The organism is Rhodomicrobium sp. R_RK_3, from assembly GCF_002198715.1.
GTDB lineage: Bacteria > Pseudomonadota > Alphaproteobacteria > Rhizobiales > Rhodomicrobiaceae > R-RK-3.
The window spans coordinates 119392-138445 of the sequence record NZ_MWLK01000031.1 but is presented as its reverse complement, the minus strand read 5'-3'; the positions used below and the strand labels follow the sequence as shown (position 1 = coordinate 138445).

Genomic DNA, 19054 nt, shown 5'->3' with positions numbered 1-19054 from the left:
TCTCGCGCCGCGCTCATTGGACCGGCCGGTTCTCGGTCGGCTCGAACACGACGCTCATCGCTTCGCGCTCGCGCAGCCAGCGGCCGTGCGGGCGCCGCGTCACGGTTTCCAGCACGATGTCCTTCAGCCGCTCGAAGGGATGATCCATCTGCAGGAAATGCTCGACGGGCGGCAGCAAGGCGGCGAGCGGACGCCGGCTGAAGGCGAATTTAAGCAGGTTCCAGCCGACCGCCGTCTTGCCGCGCAGAATATGCGACACGCCGGACCAGTAGGTCTTGGCGGCGAGCTTGCGGCGCAGATTGCGCATCAGCCCCGCCGATTGCGGGAAGCCCTTGCCCTCATTGGCGAAGAAGCTGACGAAGGTCGCCTCGCGCTCGATGATGTCCTGGACGGGCTGGGCGTAATAGAAGGAGCTGTGCGCGCCCGGATGCAGGCGGCGGACGGCCTGGACGGCGCCGGTCTCGGCCACCTTGCCGAAGCTGGCCATACGCAGCATCAGTTCCCAATCGTCGTAGAAGCGCAGCGCGGGGCGGTAATAGCCCGCGGCTTTCTGCACCGAGGTGCGCCGGATCATGGTGCTCGACCCGACGGTGCAGAAGCCGGCCTCGATCTGCGAACGGACGAAATCCTCGCCGGTCATGACGCGCCAGCCATCGCCGTCGCCGGTGTCGTAGCGGGGGACGACGCCGGGGCCGAATTCGAGGCGCAGCTCGGTGCCGTAGGTCAGGCCGATCCCGGGATCTTGCTGCATCAGGCCGACCGCGCGGCGCAGCGCGCCGGGGGCGAGCAGGTCGTCGGCGTCCAGCAGCAGGAAATAGTCCGAGGCGGCCCAGTCGAGGCCGAAATTATAATTGGCGTGGCTGCCGATATTTTTCGCATGGCGATGCACCGCGATCCGGGCGTCGCCCCTGGCAAGTTCCTGCGCGACCTCGAAACTGTCGTCGGTGGAGGCGTTGTCGAGCACCAGCACCCTGAGGTCGGTCACGTCCTGCGAGACGATGCTTTCCACGCATTCGCGCAGAAAGCGGCCGTAATTATAGCAAGGAACTGCGATGTCCACGGTCGCCATGGTCAAAATCCCTTTGAATATAGTGTTTTGGATTCAACGCTCGGTTCGATGATTTCGCTGGTTCCCGAGGCTTCGCAGAAACGGGTGTTGGGGAAGCCGACCAGGAAGCGCGGGGTGGGGGGCGCTTCGCCGATGCCCGGGCGCAGGCGCCGGATCATGGCATGGCGCTTGGCGCGGGCGGTCTCGGCCAGGATATAGGGCAGGGCGCCTGGATGCTCGGCGAGGACGCCAAGTCCTGCGCGCAGGCCCTTCTCGCGCTTGCGGTCGAGCATCAGGCCGTGCAGGTATTTCTTCTCGGTCGCGGCGCGGTGGCGGAGCAGGGCGCGCCGTTCCGGGGCGGCGAGACCGGTATGCGTCGCCAGGATGGCGTCGTCGAAGGCGGCGATGCGGCGCAGATCCTCCGCCGAATGGCGCGAGCTCAGCGAATCGTGCCGCTCCACAGCGACGTAGCCGCAGGCGCTGACCAGCCGGAAGCGGGCGCCGCAAAGCAGGGCCTGCACATAGAGCGCGTAATCCTCGCCGAGCCGCAGGCCCTCGTCATAAGCGAGGCCGTGCTGGTCGATGAAGGCGCGGCTTATGATGGGCTTGAGGAAGCCGAGTTCGGCCCGCGGCCGGCCGGGGCGGGAGATGTTGCCGTTGACGAAGGCTTCGAGGTCGAGGGTGCGGGCGCCGGTGTCGCCGTCGCGGCTGACCGAAAAGGCGTGGTTGGCGCGCTGCGGCACGATGACGATGTCGTCGGCGATGAGGTCCCATTCGGCCGGGGCGCTGGCCATCAGCCGCGCGATGCGGCCGGCCATCATATAGTCGTCGGCGTCGAGCACGCAGAAATAGGGGGCGGAGGATTCGCCGAGCGCCATGTTGCGCGCCGCCGCCGGGCCGACATTCTGGGTCAGCCGGATCAGCTTCAGCCGGCCGCTGCCGTCATCCTGCGACAGCGCGGCGGAGGCAGTGGCGTCGCCCGAGGCGTCGTCGACGACGAAGAGCTCGGCGACCGGCGGCTGGGCGAGCGCCGAGCGCACGGCTTTGGCGATGGTCGCCTCGGCGTTGAAGGCGGCGATGACGACGCAGATTCCGGTCACGCCCGCCTCCATCCGCGGCTGCGGATCTGCGTCCTGGCAATCGTTCGAGCGCTTTCGATCATGGTGCCCCCCGCCGCCTCCGGCTCATGTATTGGCGGCGATCGGCTCGCCGCGGCGCATCCGGCCGAGACCGGCCCGGCCGATGAGGATGATTTCGTCCCAGAGCGGATGTTTGGTGAACCAGAGGCCGAACACCCAGCCGATCCCCGCCAGCACCATGGCGCCCAGCGCCGCGAGAAATGGCAGGTTGAAATGGCCGCCATTGGCGATGCCGGCGGCGACCGGCCCGGCGAGGGTAAAGACGGTGACGACGGCGCTCGGCCACAGGGCGGCGAACAGCTCGCGCAGCGAGAACGGCACCACGCGGCGGATGACGTAGAGCGAAACGGCAATTTCCATCGGCGCGATGACGAACATGGCCCAGGCCACCATCGTCACCCCGTAATGGGCGGCGACCGCGACCAGCAGGATCGACAGCGGCACGACGATGAGATTGAGCAGGAAGAAGGAGCGCACGCCGCCCGAGGTCAGCAGCACCGAGGGGGTCAGATTGGCCGAGAAATTGAACATCGAGGCGGCGGCGATGATCGAGACCAGCGGCGCGACGCCCTGCCAGTTGGGACCGAGCAGGATATTGACGATCGGGCTTGCGAGCACGGCGAGCACGGCCAGGCTCGGCCATTGCACGGCGGTGACGAAGGTCGCGGCGCGCAGATAGCTGCCCTTGAGATCGCCGTCCTCGCGGGCGGTTGCTGAGAAGATCGGCAAGACGATCGCGGCGATGCCGCCCAAGATGGCCTTTTTCGGGATCTGGCTGAGGGTCTGCGCCCGGTTGTAGAGGCCGACCGCGGCGGCGTCGAGGAGACGGCCGAAGATCAGATAGGGGATGTAGTCCCACAAGGTCAGCAGCAGATGCGCGCCGGTCTTGTAGCCGCCGAAATTGACCAGCGTGCGCCAGTCGATCAGCGAGATGCGGAAGATCGAGAAATCCGGGCGGAAATAGAAGCACAGCAGCATGCCGCAGGTGCCGGATATGAAATTGGCCCAGGCAAAGCTCATATAGCTGAAGCCGAGCGTGGCGAAGACGATGGTCGAGAGCGCGTAGATCAATGTGGTGGTGACATTGATGGTGGCGATCCGGCCGAAGGCCATTTCACGGTGCAGCAGCGCCGAGATCGGCGAGACGAAGGGGCCGACGACATAGGAGAGGGCGACGACGCAGAGATAGAAAGCCAGCCCGGGCTCATTGTAGAAGTTCGCCAGCGGCGTCGCCGACAGCAGCAGCGCGCCGGCCAGCACGGCCGTCCACATCAGCGTGATGGTGAAGGAGGTGCGCACCCGCTCGGTGGTGAGCTCGCGCTCCTGTATGATATAGGCGGTGCCGCCGAAATCGCGAACCGCTTCGGCGATGGCGAGCGCCGCCATGCCGAGCACCGATATGCCGAATTCCGCCGGTCCCATCAGGCGGGCGATGATCGGAACCATGGCGAGATTGATCAGGATGATGATGTAGCGCTCCCCCGAAGCGAGGAACAGGGCGCGTCTGACTGAACTCATGAACTCGTCCTTGTGGAACTCGACTGGGCGGCCAACTCCATGCGTTACGAGTTGGTGCCGATTGGGTCTGCCCTGTTAAGACATGACAAACGCTGGGCAGACCTGCTGTTCGCGAAAGAAATTGCGAATTCATTACCGGCACAAGGCTAAGCAATCAGCAAATCAATCATCAAAAGCTTGGACGAGCAATAAGTCCGGCCTCAAGGCGTTAAGTTCAAGCGCATCTGCCCGTCAACGTTAAGATCGCGCATTCTGGCGGCCGGGGGGCAGCGGCCTCGCCGGCCAGGCGCGAAGACGGCCGGTTCAAGCCGTTTCGTCGAATTTCAGCACGGCCGGTATGGTCTTGAACAGGATGATGAAGTCGAGCAGCAATGACCAGCGCCGGACGTAGAAACGGTCACAATTCACCCGGTGCGCGTAGCTGGTGCTGCTGCGGCCGTTGACTTGCCACATGCCGGTCAGACCCGGCTTGGCCCGCAGATAATCCTGGGCATGCTCGCCGTAGCGCTGCAGCTCCTCGGCGATGACCGGGCGCGGGCCGATGCAGCTCATCTGGCCGAGCAGGACATTGAAGAGCTGCGGCAATTCGTCGAGGCTCGATTTGCGCAGAATATGGCCCAGCCAGGTGATGCGGGGATCGTATTTCAATTTCTGCGTTTCCTGCCAGGCGCGGGCCGCCTCGGGATGGGTCGCCAGATGCAGTTTGAGTCGCGCATCGGCGTCGGTCACCATGGTGCGGAATTTGTAGCAGGAGAAGGTGGCGCGGTTGAAGCCGATGCGGCGCTGCGCGAAAAAGACCGGGCCGCCGGTGGTGGCATAGATCAGCGCCGCGATCAGCAGCATCAGCGGGGCCATCAGCACCAGCGTGGTGAAGGCGATGGTGATGTCGAAGATCCGTTTGGCGGCGCCGCCGATCGGGGCGCCGGCCACAGGGTGAAAGCCGGCCTCGGCGGATTGCTCCGCGTTCTGCGCATGAGCGGAGGCCCATGCCGAGAGGCTGGAGGCAGTTTCCTCACCGAGACGGGCGGCGGGGTCGCGGCCGAGCAGCATGACCGGGTGCGATTTTACCAGCGGTTCATTATGATTTTGGCCAATACGACGGCCAGTGAGATTGGAAACTCTTAGCATATTCAGTCGTCCCCGTAGCAATTAGGCCCATTGGAGGAGTGTGTGATCGACGTTTTGTTTTTGACGTCTTTTGATGCTTAAGTTTTATTGTTGTTGTTTTGCAGTCTCGTGACGATATAAGCGACTTCGGTTCTATTGCGCGCTTTCAGCTTCTTCATGATGTTGCGGATGTGCACTTTGACGGTGCTTTCTTGCAATTGAAGCTCATAGGCAATGGTCTTGTTGGCCTTGCCTTGCCGCAGCGCTTCCACGACGGCCGCCTGGCGGGCAGTAAACATGCTGCTCCAGGCGGTTTTAGGGCTCCGCGCCACGGCCGGGTCGTCGGTGGCCCTGAGGCAGCTTGCGGGGATGAAGACCCCGCCCGCCCGGACCAGCCGCATAGCTTCGACGGCGACGTCGAGCGAAAGGTTCGTTGGAATGTAGCCTTTGACGCCTTTATTCAGCGCGCTGAGCACATCGCCGGCCTCTTCCGCATCGGCCAGCACCACGGTCGGAAGCCGTTTCTTGGCGCCCGCAAGCCGTTGAATTTTATGGCAGAGATCGCCGTCGCCGGCTTGCTCGAAACCGCTCAGCAGCACGACCGCCGCCGGCGTGTGCTCGCAAATATTCAGCCATTCGTCGATAGAGGCGACGGCGATGACGTCGTGCCCGCAAGCCGCCCGCAGAGCGCGCGCCAAGCAATCTCGAATGAGTTGGCGTGGTTCTATAATGACGGCCGACAGTTGAGGTGCAACATTCGAAGCAGGTCTGGAGGCTATATTAGCGGTCGCAAATCGGTTCTCAGAGTCCCGATGTACATGTCCCGGCTCTCTATAGGTGATACTCATCAACGGACTCGTGCCTAAGGTCGGGGCTTTGGGTAGAACGTAATGATGAACGAGCGCTAAATCTTACTCCGGACTATAACTCCGTTTCATCCTAGCGCAAGATAGATTGTGCACCGCAGCACCACGTTCCGGCAGCGGTAAGCAGGAAAACTTTTGCTTAGGTTAACAGTAGCCCCGAAATTTATGTTTGTCTGACTTTAAAATTAATGATCCGCCTTCTCGCGGAAGACGGTTAATTCACGCGGCTTATTTAAGCAATATATTCAACACGGGTCAACTTTGTTTCGTTCTGAAACGGGATTGTAAGAAAACCGCGCGAATACGCTATGACAAATTTCAGTTTCTCACCGATATTTAACAGTTTTCGACGCATTGTTGTCTTTATGCAACGGGGGCTAAGTCTTTCTTCCTTAACGAAAAATGGCCGGGGATTAACCGCTAAACCCCTATTGACGATCCGCGAACGCACGAATTCACCGCGAGGGTGATCGCGAATTGGCACGGCGCTGGCTTAAGCGGGGATGAAGTTAAGCAAGGCCGAATCGGCCACCCGGCGATGTGGCCGGGCGGCGAGCCTTGAGCGGAAAATTCGTTAAGCGTAAGAAGGGGTTCGGTCGGCGGCGACTTCGCCTGGGCCGTCGGCGCGCACCAGCGCGGCCACCGCTTCGCGCCAGCTTTCGAGTTCGGTCTTGCCGGGTTTGCGCTCGCCGAAGAACTGCACGAAGCAATGTCCCTCGCGGTCGAACAACTCCAGCGAGGTCACGATGCCGTCTCTTGTGGGCTTCCGCACGACCCAGGCTTCGGCGACCGCATCCTCGCGCAGGTGGAGATTGAAGCTGGGGTCGAGAATATTGAACCAGGGACCCATGATCTTCAGCGTCTGGATCGGCCCGGTGTGGATCTGGATGCAGCCGGAATTGCCCACGAAGCACATGATCGGAATCGTGTCCGTGGCGCAGCGCTCCAGCGCCGCGCGGAAGGCGTCGGTCTCGATCGGATAGGCGAATTCCCGCTCGGCGAGCCGCATGGCCTGGGCGCGGCCCACCCCGAACTCCTGCAGCAGGCCGAAGAAGTCATGGGTATCCTGCAAGGCGCGCCAATGCTTGCGGAAGGTCGCGATGTCGATCTGGTCGTCGGGCCGGTCCGGCAGGCGGGCGGGCAGGGCGGCGATTTCGATCTCGGCCGTTTGGGTGGGCGCCTTGAAGCGCTCGACCAGCGCGTCATAGGCGGCGCGGTCGGTATCGCCCACGGCGTAGATCTTATGCACGGCCGTGCCGTCGATATCGAAGAATTGCAGGCTGGAGCGGGTGCCGGACTGCACCTCCTCGGTGACCGCGAAGCCGAACCGCCAATGGCTCATGAACAGCCGCAGGTCGACATCGTGATTGAGCACGATGCCGTGGCCGGGGCCGATCGAGACATGATCGAAGACGCCATGTTTCTCATGCACGCAATGTTCGTTGCGGGTCAGCACCATGACGCGGCCGAGGCTGGGCGCGGCGCGCAGCACATCGGCGAAATCGGCGTCCAGCCGGACCACGCCGTTGCCGACGCGGCAAGCGACCAGCTCCGCCTCGCTCACCCCCAGCTCCCGTGCCGCATCGCGCGCCCGGATGCCCGGATGCTTCTCCTTGCACAGCGCCAGCGCCTGCCGCAAGGCCTCGCCGGATAGGCGCGCTCCGTTCGCCTCGATCATAATCTTTCGATCTCCCTCTCAGGACCACTTTTGCGGCGGGACCTGCCGCCGCGCGCAATTCTGGCGGTATTGTAAGGCATCGGCGGGGCGTTGCCTCCCGCTTTATGCACAGGGAGTGGATTGAGCGGCGTTCAAAACTGCTCGGCAAAGCCTCTTTCGCCTTTCGGCGTAATGGTCACCAGCCGGCTGCCGGGCGTGCGCCGCGCCCAGCCGAGCGCCTCGAAACGGCTGAGAAAAGCCGCGCCCAGGCCGCCCGCGAGATGGCTGCGCCGCTCGCTCCAATCCAGGCAGCCCTTGCAGAGCGGCCGCCGGCCCTTCGGAAGCGCGGCCAGATCGATGCCGAATCCGGCGGCAAATTGCTCGCCCTCGGCCGTCAGGTGTAAGTGTTCGCCCTCATGACGGATCAGACCCCGCGCGGCGAGCCGGTCGAACATGCGCACCGCCAGATCGCCGGCGAGATGGTCGTAGCAGACCCGCGCCCGCCTAAGGGCGGGGTCCCTCGGCCCGGTGCGCAGGCGCAAATGGCCGCTGCGCGCGGCAAGCCCCGTCAGACCTTCCAGCACCGCCATGACATCGGGTCCGCTCAGCCGGTAATAGCGGTGACGGCCCTGCTTCTCGATGCTAATGAGGCCGCCCTCGTCGAGCTTGCCGAGATGCGAGCTGGCGGTCTGCTGGGTGACGCCGGCTTCCTGGGCAAGTTCGATGGCGGTCAGCGCGCGTCCGCTCATCAGCGCGGTGAGCATGGCGGCGCGGGCAGGATCGCCGACCAGCGAGGCGATCAGGGAGATGTCGGGTTTAGCTGTCATACATCGATGCTAGTCGAACTGTTCGAAGCAGGCAATGGGCGACGCGACCCCTGGGCGCGCCTACCCGGAGATCGCCCGAAGGGTCATGACGCGTGCTCCATTATGCTTTCGGCTTCGACGGCCTGCGGCGTGCTGCGGAAGCTGATGGCCATGCGGTTGTAGCTGTTCATCAGGCTGATGGCGATGGTGAGGTCGACCAGTTGTTTCTCATTGAAGACGGCCCGCGCGGCCTGGTAGGCGCTGTCCGGCACGCCGGTCGCGGCGACGAGCGTCACGCTCTCGGCCCAGGCGAGCGCGGCGCGTTCGGCCTCGCTGAAGAGATTGCCGCCTTCCTCCCAGGCCTGCACCAGCGCCAGCTTCTCGGGTTTCACGCCCCGCTTGAGGAGGTCGCGGCTGTGCATGTCGAGGCAATAGGCGCAATTGTTGATCTGCGAGATCCGCAGATAGACGAGGTCCACCAGTTCGCCGGGCAGACCGCTCTGCAGCACATAGCCGTAGACACCACCGAGCGCCTTGGCCCCGTTGGGAGCCACTTGATTGTAATCGAGCCTCTTGGTCATATTTCGCGTCCTTGATCTTATTTGACGGGGGTTGTGAGCGCCGTTTCGCCGGAGTCGACGACGAAGACCGCGAGCAGCTTTGCCGGCTCGGTCTTGCTCGCATTGCGGCTGATCGGATGGGTCGCGTCCGGCGGTTCGAACCAGCCCTCGCCGGCCTTGTAGATGCGGGTCTCGCCGTCATTCACCTTCGACTCGATCGCGCCCGAGACGACGTAGGCATAGATGAAGGCGGACTTGGCATGACGATGCGGCACGGAGGCCGCGCCCGGCGGGAAGTCGACTTCCAGAACAGCGAGCGACTTGCCGGGAATGTTCGGGATCGCCTGATGGAATTTGGGCGTGACGGTGTCGGTCTGACCGTCATGGGCCGAGATCGGCCCGGCAGCCGCGAGAGCCAGCGCGGCGCAGCTCGCGGCGATGATGATGCGGATTCGCATGGGCTTTCTCCTTTTCGTCAGCCTAGGAAATGGCGCGCGCTGGGCTAGAAAAAAGCACCAAGAAGGCGAAGAAATCGTGTACTAGGGTCGCGTGACCAAAGCGCTGCAGCTCAAGCTCGACCGAACAACAAAGATCCCCTTGGCGGAGCAGATCCGCCGGGGCGTCGGCACGGCCATCGAGACGGGCGTGCTGGCGCCCGGCGCGCGCTTGCCGTCATGGCAGGATCTTGCCGCCCAGCTTGGCGTGGCGCGCGGCACGGTGCGGACCGCCTATGAGAAGCTGGCCGCCGCGCAGTTGATCGTGGCCTCGCGCGCGGCCGGCACGCGCGTCGCCCAGCGTCCGCGGGCGGCCGAGGAGAGCGAGCAGCCGCCGGGCGCAGGCTCGTTCATGCAGACCTATCAGGAGATGACGCGCGGCCCCGCGCTCTTCCAGATGGGCGTGCCCGCGACCGAGACCTTCCCGGCCACCCTGTTCGCGCGGCTTCGCGCCCATGCGGTCCGCGCCGAGGCAAACGCCGCGCCCATCTATCCGGACCCGCGCGGCGAGCCCGAGCTGAGGCGAGAAATCGCGGGCTATCTTGCGCTGGCGCGCGGCATCAATTGCTCGCCGTCGCAAATCATCGTCACCAGCGGTTTCAGTGCGGGGCTCGGCCTCGCGCTCAACGTCCTCGGCCTTAGCGGCCACACCGCCTGGATCGAGAATCCGGGCTTCCCGTTCACCAGGAAGGGCCTCGAGCTTGCGGGCTTGTCGCTCGCGCCGATCCCGGTCGATGCCGGCGGCATCGATATCGATCACGGGCTGCGCCATCATCCGGGCGCCAGGCTCGTCGTCGTGACCCCAGGCCAGCAGGCACCGCTCGGTTACACCTTGTCGCTGGAGCGGCGGCTTCGCCTGCTCGAATGGGCGGCCGCAAACAGTACATGGGTGATCGAAGACGATTATCTGAGCGAGTTGCAACTGTACGGCCGGGCCGCGCCCGCGCTAGCCTCGCTCGACCGGGACGGACGCGTCATCCACATCGGCTCGTTCAGCAAGACCATCAGTCCGGCGGTCCGGCTTGGCTTCCTGGTCGCGCCGGTCGAGTTGATCGCCCGCTTCGCGGAGATGTCGGCCTGTCTCGCGCCGGCGCCCGGACCCGCGGTGCAACTGGCAACCGCCGCGTTCATGCATGAGGGCCACTACATGCGCCATCTCCGGCGAACCAAGCGCGCCTATGCCGCCAAGCGGCAGGCGCTGCTGGATTATTTGCAGGCATCCGCCGGCGCCGATCGGGTTGCCGCGCCGGGTCTGGCCGTGCTGCTCAAACTGCCGAGGGGGGCACCTGACGTGGCCATCGCGCGCGAGCTGTCCGCATTCGGCATGTCGCCGACGCCGCTTTCAGCCTGGTATGCCCCGCCCGGCGGCGCCGAATCCGGGCTCCTGCTCGGCGTCGCAACCGCACCGGCACGCAACCTTGGCCGCTCCTGCGACCGGCTCTTGGACGTGGTTCGCCGGTTCGTCTGATCGGCTCGGAATCTGCGGCGATGAGTTTTGGGGGATTTTGGATGCCACCGGGATTCGGCTGGCTGGGGCGCTAGGAGCAACATTATTCGATATTTCTTAGTTATTTCAGATGGTTAGTTGGTGTAAAAAATAAAATCACCAACTCCAATACCAACGATTTTCGGGGAAGCCTGCGGACGCCATTGGAACGCGCGTCCCGCGCACCGACATTTGATCTCCCACTCGGGTTTTTGCTCTCATCGCGAACACAGGATGCGCGCCGGTCAGGAGTTGGCGGCGAAAAAGCTCGCGCCCCGCCCTCGTCGCCGTCGGGGTTGCGCCCTCCCGCGCGGGAATGCTCCACGCCGGCGCCATCGGCACCACGTCCTCAGCAATCGGCCGGGCCGGCTCCGCATCACCGGCGATCACTGGGCCAATGTGGCTGATGCTGATGCTCGGCTCCGCGACGCGCGGTTCCGCATCCTGCGCAACGTCAGAAAGCTGCCAGCTTGGTGATGGCGACGGGGATGGCTCGCGCTGGGGCGCAACCCTGACGCGTTCTTGGCCATTTCGCGTAATCATTGGTTGACGATGGAAATTGCTTCCATCATCAGCTTTCGATTGTATTTCTTCTCGAACACTACCAACTAGCGGATGGCTCACCCCCAACTCTTCCGCATGCTGCCTATCTGACTTACGCGGATCTTCCACCAGCGCCGCCGCAATCAGCTCACGCTTCTGCTCGCGTGTGAGATGCCGCCGCGCGAGATTCAGCTGACGCGCGTGGATGCGCTTTTGCTGCTCTGTGAAGCGCGGCCCAAAATGCCGGGCAGCGGAAACGGCTGTCGCGGAAGCCCGCAGCGCGCTCGTGGCGACCGCACCCGTCACCGCAGCGGATCCCGGCGCCGAGCGCCTGGCGGCCGTGCTCGGCATCGACGCCGGCGACGTCCGGCTATACCTGCCGCTGATCCTGCCGCTCGGCCTCGAGCTGGGCGGCTTCATCTTCCTGGCGCTCGGCCTTGCACCGCGCCGCCGCGAGGATGCAATTGCAACGCCTGCTCAGGACGTTGCAACGCCGGATGCGGACGCTGTTGCAGCGCCTGCACCGCAAGCCGTTGCAGTGGCTGCAAAGCGCGGCAGCGCCGCCTACTACCTCGCGCGGCTGCAAGCGGACCACCCGGCCATTGCAACGCGCGTCGTCGCTGGCGAGATCAGCTGCTACGCCGGATGCATTGAAGCAGGGTTGCGGAAGGCGCCGGCGAAACGGCGCTGGGATGCAAACGAGTATGCGGCGGCCACGGCCTAGCAGCGCCGCCAGTGGCGCCCAAAACCAAGCCCGTCGCGGATCAGCTCTGCGGCGGGTTTTTTTTTGCCCGCTGGTCCGCGAGCCATTCCCGCAATGCGAAAACTATGAGGTTCGCGACGGGGCGCCCTTGCTCGTCCGCAATGGCGCGCAGATCGTCCTTCATCTCGTCATCGAGCCTTATCGCCATGGAGTGCAGGCGCTTCTTGCTTCGCTGTTCGTCGCGTTTCGTAGCCATGCCAGCAGCATAATGACTACGTATTGACGCCACAATTTCCTATGCGTACACATTAGTGGATATACGTGGATGTGTGTGGAGATATCCTGATGGTGACCGACGAATTCCCCTCTCAATCCGAAGCCGAATACGAGCAAGCCGCCAGCCGCCTCATGTCGCTCAGCAAATCGCTGCGTGTCGTGCTGGCTGGCGCGGCCGACTGCCAGAACAACGGCGAGCACGTGGCCAGCGCGATATTCCTGGTTGGGGAAATCGAGCGCGAGCTCGACCATTCATTTCGAGCCTGCATCGACTGATCGCCGATGGCCGTGCCGCCCGTGAGGCAAGCCTCACGGGCGGCGTTTTCTTGATAGCGGCTCACGCATAGGGCGGCAGGTCCGCGAAATCCAAGGCGACGGTCGGGTCAGGGTTGCCGATATCCGTCAGGTGCAGGCCGTTGCCGCTGGTATCGTTGAAACCGTCCGAGCCATCGTATCTGCTGCCGAGGGTGCCGTAGCTCACCGAAGGCGCCATCCGAGCTGACCATACGCCGCTGACATCCGCAGCAAATGACGACGGCGCATAAATGTTGCCGGGGCATATGTCCACGAATGCCAGCTTTCCGGCTATGGGGAAGAGAGCACCAAGGCTAAGAGCCGCACCCGAAAGGAAGAACGCCGACAGCCGGTTCTGCGTCATGACAACCGGATCAAGCGGAAATATCTCGGCGTTGTCCTTGAACACTTTGAGCCTATCGGCTTCAACTGCCTGCGATGTGTCGAGCTGAAACACAAAGTGAGACCAAACGTCATTAGGAATGCCAGAGTAAATCGCTCCGTCTAATCCGCCGGCAGCGTAGCTAACTTGCAACCCGGTAATGGCGGCAAGACTAATGGCAGAGAAATCTCCGGTAAGTGCAAAGATCGCCGCGCCGGTGCCATCGTCACCAGCGAGATTTCTTACCCAACACGACAGAGTAAAACGCCTTCGATCTGCATCTGACGCCGTGCCAGGGTAGCCCACTTGCAGGACGCTACCGCCGTCTGCGGCATATAGAAATCTCATGGAAGCCGGTAGCGGCGCAGGCCGTGGGCGACGCCGTACATGAACAATGCGCGGTTGCATCATCACGAAGCCTCAAACTTCAAATCCACGATCAGCCCCATTGGCGGCGAGGATTGCACCGTGTCGACGTCGATCACGATCAGATCGCCGGTCGCGACGTCATCGTTCGCCGTGTCAATCGTGCCGGGCTGCGCGCTCGTCTGCGTACCGCTCTCGCCGCTCTCAATCCTCATGGCTGTCGAGAGCATGTCGGCCGCCTGCATGGCGTTCCGAACCTGAATGTCAAGATTTCCGGTCGTGCCGGGCGTCGCCACCGATGCACCGACGCCGGCAAGTTCGAACCCGTCCAGATCAGCCGGAACGCGGAAGGCAACGCCACCAGCTGCATTCGAGATGACGACATTCTCATTGGCGAGATAGACTTGCAACGAGACGATGATGGGAGCGTCGGCGCCAGACGCGCCTTGCTCGCCCTGCTCCCCCTGTTCCCCTTGCTCGCCCTGCATGCCCCGCTGGCCGGCGATGCTGAAGGTCCAGTCAGCGTGCGTTCCGCCGCCGCCGATGAGATCGACGAGCACTTCGAGCGCCGTCCCGCTATAGCTGGTGATGACGCCTTCCATGAAGTTCACAGACGGATTTGCGGCGCTGCTTGCGCGCAATCGAGCGCCGACGCCTCAGCCCCGATCCGTCTCCGCCACGGTGAACGCTTTCGTGCCGGTCCCGATGGCAACCGATGATGTCGAAGTGCCGACCACATCGGAGGCGCCGGGCGCACCGTCCGCGCCGCTCGTTCCCATCGTCCCGACATGCGTCCAGTCGGCATCCGATGAAGGCGCCGCAGGCGAGCCAGACACTTGCGGCTCGTTCCCGACATTGCCGCTCCCGTTCGAGACGAAAGCGAAGCCGTCATGCGAAACGAGATCATTCTGCGCGTAGGTCGTGCCGCCCGCCCATGCGCCGCGTGGCAGGAATGCATCGACGAAGTCCCGCTCGGCCATGAGGCCCATGGCGACATAGCGCCAGGTCCGCGACACGGTGCCGAGCTGGGCCGTAATCCGATAAGCCCCGCCCGGCGCATGGAAGGCGGCAAAACCCTCGCTATCGGCCGGGAACGGATTGCCGAGCGGCGTTGCGCCGGACCGGTCGGAATAGATCCGAGCCAGCGGCGCGCCCGGTACTTCGCGCCGAACGGTAATCTGTGCGGCGGGCAGCACATTGCCTTTGCTGTCGACGATGGTCGACTGCCAGCGTGCCATGGTCATGAGGGGGATTCCTTACACGCAAAACGCGAAATTCTTACGGTTTAGAGTTTTTGCAGTCTCACGCCGGTGTCCGAGGCGACGGGGAAAAGCTTGTGCATCCCCCCGTCGCCGCGACGCGCCGATGCCAGCTAACTACTGGATCGTGCGAAGAAATTTCACCGCATCATTGTTCAGCGGCCTGCCGCCCTCGCGGCGGCGCACATAGAATTTGGTCAGACCAGGCGTCGTCACCTCGTCGCGCGTGATGCGCAAGCCTACGCGGTCCATGAGTAGATAACCGCGCCTGAAATCACCGAACCCGACAGGGAACGCGTTGGCGCCGATGTCCGGCATCTGCTCCATGATTTCCACCGGATAGCCGAGCAGCGACGCCGGCTGACCGACAATCAGGGAATCGCCCCAGATATACCGGCCATCGGCAGTCTTCAGCTTGCGGATGGCGCCGGCCGTGGCGCTGTTCATGATCCAGTTGGCATTCGACCGGTAAGCGCTGTTGACAGTGTAAACGAGATCGATGAGGGCATTGGCGCTAATGCCGATCGGCGCAGGCGAATCGTCCACATCGGCGTCCGAATTGACATATTGGTACGCATCCTGCGCGCGCAGCGGCGAGGCGCCGTCGGCGGTCAGCACCGGAGTGGTGTTCAGCATCCCAGTAGGCCTGTTGGATCCGTTGCCGCTGATAACCGCGAGACCTTCCTGGAAGGCGAATTCGGTTGCTATCTCCTCGGTCAGGAACGCCGAAAGATCAAAAAAGACGTCGTCCAAAGACCAGTTGCTAACTGTCGGATAAGCGTAGAGCTCACCCTGCGTCGGCGCGACGTCGCGCAGCTGCGGCGTCGCTGTCGCCGAGCGCGTGCCGGTCTCGCTCGACCAGCCGCTTTCCGTTCCGCCAACACTGACGATGTGATGAAAGTCGGAAGTTCCCGCCTGCACGATCTTCACGAGGCGGCGCACCGGCGAAAGTTTCAGCTCGAGGCGTTCGATGTCAGCGGCGATCTGCTGCGGGACGGCGAATCCGCCGTTCGGATCGCTTCCGATGGTCATGTCCTTCTTAGCGAGCCCGTCTTGAAATTCGCCGAGTGCAGAGATCGTTCGAGGATCGCTGGGCTTCCGGAGCCAAGCCTCAAACCTCGCTTTGTGCTCGCGGGCTTCGGCATCGCCGCCCGCGCCGGGATTTCTGGGGTTTGCCCCCTTAGCCTCGATCGTCTCTATGCGGTCGACCAGGTCGGCCTGGATTGCTTGGCTCGTCGATCGGTATTCGTCGAAGGCCTTCGAATTTTCGTCGATGGCGGCTTTGATTTCAGGAAAAACGGAGGCCAGCGCCGGGCGCTGTTCACGATTTTGGAAAGTCATGGATTGCGGTCTTGCGTCAGCTCGCGCCTGGCTCGCGGCGTCCAGCATCCCGCCGGCGTTTCGCTCGCCCGCGTGGAGCGGGTAAATCACAGGGGGGTGGCGATGGCTCTGCATCCCGCAGGTTCCCCGCGCAGCGTCCCACTGGCGAAGTCCGCATCGTTGCTCATGAGATTCAAAGAGAACCCCGGCGCGGGCATCCCGCGCGCGCCGGGGCGCCTAAAGGGTCGTCAATGAGCGAATCAAATCTGCACCGCTCAAGTCCCGCCGTCAATGCGGACGCCCGTTGCTGGCAACGCCTTCCGTCAAGGTTTTCAACAAGATCCCCTCGGCCGTGTTGGCCGCGAAGCTCGCCGTCGCCGGAAAACCTTTAGCGCCGAGGTGATGCAAAATCCCAGCTTCCATGGCGCCAGCGGCGAGGTCTGCGGCGGCGAGGCCATGCTCCCGCTCGAGCCTCGCCAACATCCGCAAAATGACGGCGGCAACGCGGCGGCCTACATCCGACTGCTGGCTCATGGTTTTTTTCTCATCATCAAAATTTGATCTTCCTTCGGACGGCATCGTTTTTGGCATCGTTTCCCCCTTCGGGGGAAAATTGATCTCCCCCTTCGAAAATCGCTTTCGGTGCAAATGCAGGATGCGCGCCGGTCATGGCTTGGCGACGAAAAAGCTTGGCATCCCCCCGGGCCCACAACTCAGCCACCGGCGAGCGCTTGCTCGATCAGCGCGGCGCCGACTTCATCGAGCCAGGCCGCAGTCTCCGCCGCGCTCGCTGAGGCAAGCTTGAGATTGATGGCTGCCAGCAGCGCGCCGGCTGCCATCGAGGCGGAGCTGGCCAGCGGTTCGTGGCGATAGGCCAGCATCACGATCGCGCCGGCGATGCGCTCGGCGGCTGGTTCGTTGATCTGCATCCTGTCACCCATGTCCAACGAGCCTCGCCGTCAGAAAATGCCTCATGGTCTCGAACTTGGTTCCTTCGTCATCGACGCTGCCGTCAGGGCACAGGATCGCGCCACTGTCGTCGCCGATGACGGTGATGGGCGTCACCGCGTCAAAGCCGTCGCCGGCCTGGCTGCGGCGATGCTCAATTCGCCAGGCGATAACGTCGCGGCATGGCCAGGACGGCCAGCGGCGCGGATCGTTCAGCAGCGCCTGCATTTCCTGCACATCAATGTTCTTGATGACCTTGTAGCCCGGCGCCGCCGGCACATGGTTCACGGTCAACAATCTGCCTTGCTCGTTCATGCTCGCGTCCTTTCACTCCTTATGCCCGCCGGGTGACGCATATGACGCATGGTGACGCATTCCCCGGTTATCGCCTCATACGCGCGTACGTGAGCGTATAAGCGGAAAATGCGTCACCATGCGTCATATGCGTCACCCAAGCGAAATTTTCAGCTGTATTCCCAGCCACTTACGAACGCCCTTCGCGCCTCGATGCGAGACACAGCCCGCATTTTCAAGCGATTTTGCAAACGCTTTTTGACTGCCAGAATCGATACCTGCGTTCGATGCAAACGCGCGCCAAGAGTCGAAGAGGTGGGCGGCAAACGCCTCAAAGCGGGTGCCGCCCGGCGCCAGCTCGCAGCACTCCTTTAGCCACTCCGCGAACGGCTCCGAGACGGCCGCCTGCGTGTCCAGGTAAGTCGCCGTCTCGCTTGCCACGCTAGCCGGCAGAACGAGGCCGTTGGCGAGCCAGTCAGCGCAGCCTTCGATCATCCAACGGAGTATAGCGGGATACTCGCCACGCAACTTTTCCGGCAGTGCCGTATCCGCCGTCACCGGCTTGTGCTGAAACGGGATGATTCGGACGCGTCGCCTAATCGCATCGTCAACGTTCCGTAACGTCGGCACGTGGTTGCCGCCGGTCAGCAGCTTGAACTGGGGCACATAGGTGAAAAAGTCTTGGCGCATAAACCGCGCCGTTATGGGGTCGGCGCCCGTCACCTGTTTAATGCGCGCCTCGGCCCATGCGCGGCCGCTTTCCGTCTCAATTGCTGTGACGAGACGGGCACCGCGCAGCATCGCCAGGTCAGTCGGATGCTGATCGTATGGCGCGGCCGTGAACGTCGTCATGGGCGCCATCATCGCATACGCAGCAAGGATGTCCGTGAGCACGCGCAGGAACGTCGTTTTGCCATTTCCGCCCGGCCCGTAGAGGAACAGCAGGATGTGTTCGCGGACAACGCCAGTGAGACAATATCCGCAGATCTGGGCGAGGTAGCGCACGAGCTCACCATCCCCGGCCGTGGCCTCCCTCAGAAACGTTCGCCAGATCGGGCAATTTGCTTTGTCGGCAGGCGGAATAGCAGTCACCCTGGTGATACCGTCAGCGGGATCACCAGGCCGCAGAACGCCCGTCTTGAGGTCGACAGTGCCGCCCGGCGTTCCGAGTAGCCAAGGGTCGCGGTCCCAATCGCTGGCCGTGCGCGCTACAAACGGGTCGGACCGAGCAAACCGCTCGACGCCGGCTGCGAATGTTGCCCGCCGAATCGCCTTTTGATCATCGTCACCCAGCCGCTCCGACAGCTCGCGGGCCACTTTTCGCGCGAAATGAAAGGCGAGCTGGCGCTCATCTTTGTGCCACCAATGCCCCTCCCAAAAAAACCATCGGCCTTCGCTGTGGCAGTACAGTAGGCGCCCGTCCGCCGTCCCGACAAATGCAGTTGCGATAGCATCTTGAGAGACGGTGCCGACGATCTCGCCATGGAGCGCTGGCGGCGCGGCAACGCGGTCGGGTTGCGACACCGAGTCGGCCGTCCTCGAGCGCCCGCGCGGCCGCTTCGCCTCCGGGGCCTTTGCCGGTGCCGGCTTCGCCTCGGCCTTGGCCTTGAACTCATCGCGCATCTTGACGCGCCACAGCACCATTTCGGCCGCCCCGGCGAGATCCATATCGGCGATCCCCCCGTTTTGCTCGGCCGGATGAGCCGCCGCGATCAGCGCCAGGATCTCCGTTGATCCGTCTGAGCCGCCCCACACGCCGCATAACCGGGCGATTTCGTCCTCGCGGCCCCGCGCCAATTCCCGCGCTGCCTCGATCTGGCCCTCGGGCGCCACAGCCTTGCCACTGCGCTTGCGTGGCCTCGACGCAACCATCGCCGCCGCCGCCGCCTCGAACGCGAGGCGGTCCAACTCCGAATCGTCGAGCATGCGCTCAGCGCCCCCGCCCAGATCTACGCGGATTGACGTCAGCCAGCGTCGCAGTTATTTTG

General features: G+C 63.5%; 22 protein-coding genes. 3 read left to right on the top strand and 19 right to left on the bottom strand.

The window, feature by feature from the left end; genetic code table 11:
* Positions 1–13: 13 nt before the first annotated feature.
* The 9 genes from BLEFHOIH_RS18435 to BLEFHOIH_RS18395 form a co-directional block, all read right to left on the bottom strand.
* Entirely contained in the window at positions 14–1069 is a 1056-nt protein-coding gene (locus tag BLEFHOIH_RS18435; protein WP_088347486.1) for a glycosyltransferase family A protein, read from the bottom strand.
* Between the two features lie 2 nt (positions 1070–1071).
* Positions 1072–2148, bottom strand: a complete 1077-nt coding sequence (locus tag BLEFHOIH_RS18430; protein WP_170937248.1) for a glycosyltransferase — start codon at positions 2146–2148, stop codon at positions 1072–1074.
* An 84-nt stretch (positions 2149–2232) separates the two neighbouring features.
* Positions 2233–3705 (bottom strand): lipopolysaccharide biosynthesis protein, encoded by a 1473-nt coding sequence (locus tag BLEFHOIH_RS18425; protein ID WP_088347484.1) that lies wholly within the window; start codon positions 3703–3705, stop codon positions 2233–2235.
* A gap of 303 nt (positions 3706–4008) precedes the next feature.
* Positions 4009–4755 carry a sugar transferase gene (locus tag BLEFHOIH_RS18420; RefSeq protein ID WP_088347483.1) on the bottom strand — a complete coding sequence of 249 codons (747 nt, stop codon included), beginning with the start codon at positions 4753–4755 and terminating at the stop codon, positions 4009–4011.
* A 155-nt stretch (positions 4756–4910) separates the two neighbouring features.
* Positions 4911–5510 carry a response regulator transcription factor gene (locus tag BLEFHOIH_RS18415; RefSeq protein ID WP_170937247.1) on the bottom strand — a complete coding sequence of 200 codons (600 nt, stop codon included), beginning with the start codon at positions 5508–5510 and terminating at the stop codon, positions 4911–4913.
* A 742-nt stretch (positions 5511–6252) separates the two neighbouring features.
* Positions 6253–7356, bottom strand: coding sequence for a ChuX/HutX family heme-like substrate-binding protein (locus tag BLEFHOIH_RS18410; protein WP_088347481.1), 1104 nt, complete (start codon positions 7354–7356; stop codon positions 6253–6255).
* Positions 7357–7487: 131 nt separating this feature from the next.
* Positions 7488–8162, bottom strand: coding sequence for a winged helix-turn-helix domain-containing protein (locus BLEFHOIH_RS18405; protein ID WP_088347480.1), 675 nt, complete (start codon positions 8160–8162; stop codon positions 7488–7490).
* A gap of 83 nt (positions 8163–8245) precedes the next feature.
* Entirely contained in the window at positions 8246–8722 is a 477-nt protein-coding gene (locus BLEFHOIH_RS18400; protein WP_088347479.1) for a carboxymuconolactone decarboxylase family protein, read from the bottom strand.
* Between the two features lie 17 nt (positions 8723–8739).
* The gene (locus tag BLEFHOIH_RS18395) at positions 8740–9159 is read right to left on the bottom strand and encodes a cupin domain-containing protein (RefSeq protein WP_088347478.1); all 420 of its coding nucleotides are present in this window, start codon (positions 9157–9159) and stop codon (positions 8740–8742) included.
* 91 nt (positions 9160–9250) lie between these two features.
* Here BLEFHOIH_RS18395 and BLEFHOIH_RS18390 point away from each other — a divergent pair, with 91 nt between their 5' ends.
* Complete coding sequence (locus BLEFHOIH_RS18390; RefSeq protein WP_088347477.1) at positions 9251–10663, top strand: PLP-dependent aminotransferase family protein; 1413 nt, start codon at positions 9251–9253, stop codon at positions 10661–10663.
* A gap of 135 nt (positions 10664–10798) precedes the next feature.
* Here the strand turns inward: BLEFHOIH_RS18390 and BLEFHOIH_RS26350 are convergent, their stop codons facing one another.
* Positions 10799–11530, bottom strand: coding sequence for a hypothetical protein (locus BLEFHOIH_RS26350; RefSeq protein ID WP_125461790.1), 732 nt, complete (start codon positions 11528–11530; stop codon positions 10799–10801).
* Between BLEFHOIH_RS26350 and BLEFHOIH_RS18385 the strand changes: the two genes are divergently transcribed.
* Positions 11511–11948: a hypothetical protein gene (locus BLEFHOIH_RS18385; RefSeq protein WP_125461789.1), complete on the top strand. Its 438-nt coding sequence runs from the start codon at positions 11511–11513 to the stop codon at positions 11946–11948. The genes BLEFHOIH_RS26350 and BLEFHOIH_RS18385 overlap by 20 nt on opposite strands.
* 40 nt (positions 11949–11988) lie before the next feature.
* On the opposite strand, the gene BLEFHOIH_RS18380 is transcribed toward BLEFHOIH_RS18385, so the two are convergent.
* On the bottom strand, positions 11989–12183 hold the full coding sequence (locus tag BLEFHOIH_RS18380) for a hypothetical protein (RefSeq protein ID WP_088347475.1): 195 nt from the start codon (positions 12181–12183) through the stop codon (positions 11989–11991).
* Between the two features lie 89 nt (positions 12184–12272).
* Between BLEFHOIH_RS18380 and BLEFHOIH_RS18375 the strand changes: the two genes are divergently transcribed.
* Positions 12273–12479 carry a hypothetical protein gene (locus BLEFHOIH_RS18375; protein ID WP_088347474.1) on the top strand — a complete coding sequence of 69 codons (207 nt, stop codon included), beginning with the start codon at positions 12273–12275 and terminating at the stop codon, positions 12477–12479.
* A gap of 61 nt (positions 12480–12540) precedes the next feature.
* Here BLEFHOIH_RS18375 and BLEFHOIH_RS26345 read toward each other — a convergent pair whose 3' ends face one another.
* The 8 genes from BLEFHOIH_RS26345 to BLEFHOIH_RS18345 all read right to left on the bottom strand — a co-directional run bounded on the left by BLEFHOIH_RS26345 (position 12541) and on the right by BLEFHOIH_RS18345 (position 18992).
* Positions 12541–13227, bottom strand: coding sequence for a hypothetical protein (locus BLEFHOIH_RS26345; RefSeq protein ID WP_125461788.1), 687 nt, complete (start codon positions 13225–13227; stop codon positions 12541–12543).
* Positions 13228–13289: 62 nt separating this feature from the next.
* Positions 13290–13847: a hypothetical protein gene (locus BLEFHOIH_RS18370; protein ID WP_088347473.1), complete on the bottom strand. Its 558-nt coding sequence runs from the start codon at positions 13845–13847 to the stop codon at positions 13290–13292.
* A 54-nt stretch (positions 13848–13901) separates the two neighbouring features.
* On the bottom strand, positions 13902–14489 hold the full coding sequence (locus BLEFHOIH_RS18365) for a hypothetical protein (protein WP_088347472.1): 588 nt from the start codon (positions 14487–14489) through the stop codon (positions 13902–13904).
* A gap of 132 nt (positions 14490–14621) precedes the next feature.
* A complete protein-coding gene (locus tag BLEFHOIH_RS18360; protein WP_088347471.1) occupies positions 14622–15959 on the bottom strand; it encodes a phage major capsid protein in 1338 nt (445 codons plus the stop codon).
* 153 nt (positions 15960–16112) lie between these two features.
* Entirely contained in the window at positions 16113–16415 is a 303-nt protein-coding gene (locus BLEFHOIH_RS26340; protein ID WP_125461787.1) for a hypothetical protein, read from the bottom strand.
* Positions 16416–16537: 122 nt separating this feature from the next.
* Entirely contained in the window at positions 16538–16771 is a 234-nt protein-coding gene (locus BLEFHOIH_RS18355) for a hypothetical protein (RefSeq protein WP_125461786.1), read from the bottom strand.
* Complete coding sequence (locus BLEFHOIH_RS18350; RefSeq protein WP_125461785.1) at positions 16758–17087, bottom strand: hypothetical protein; 330 nt, start codon at positions 17085–17087, stop codon at positions 16758–16760. The genes BLEFHOIH_RS18355 and BLEFHOIH_RS18350 overlap by 14 nt, the downstream gene beginning before the upstream one ends.
* Before the next feature lie 132 nt (positions 17088–17219).
* The gene (locus BLEFHOIH_RS18345) at positions 17220–18992 is read right to left on the bottom strand and encodes a phage/plasmid primase, P4 family (RefSeq protein ID WP_088347468.1); all 1773 of its coding nucleotides are present in this window, start codon (positions 18990–18992) and stop codon (positions 17220–17222) included.
* Positions 18993–19054: the final 62 nt, after the last annotated feature.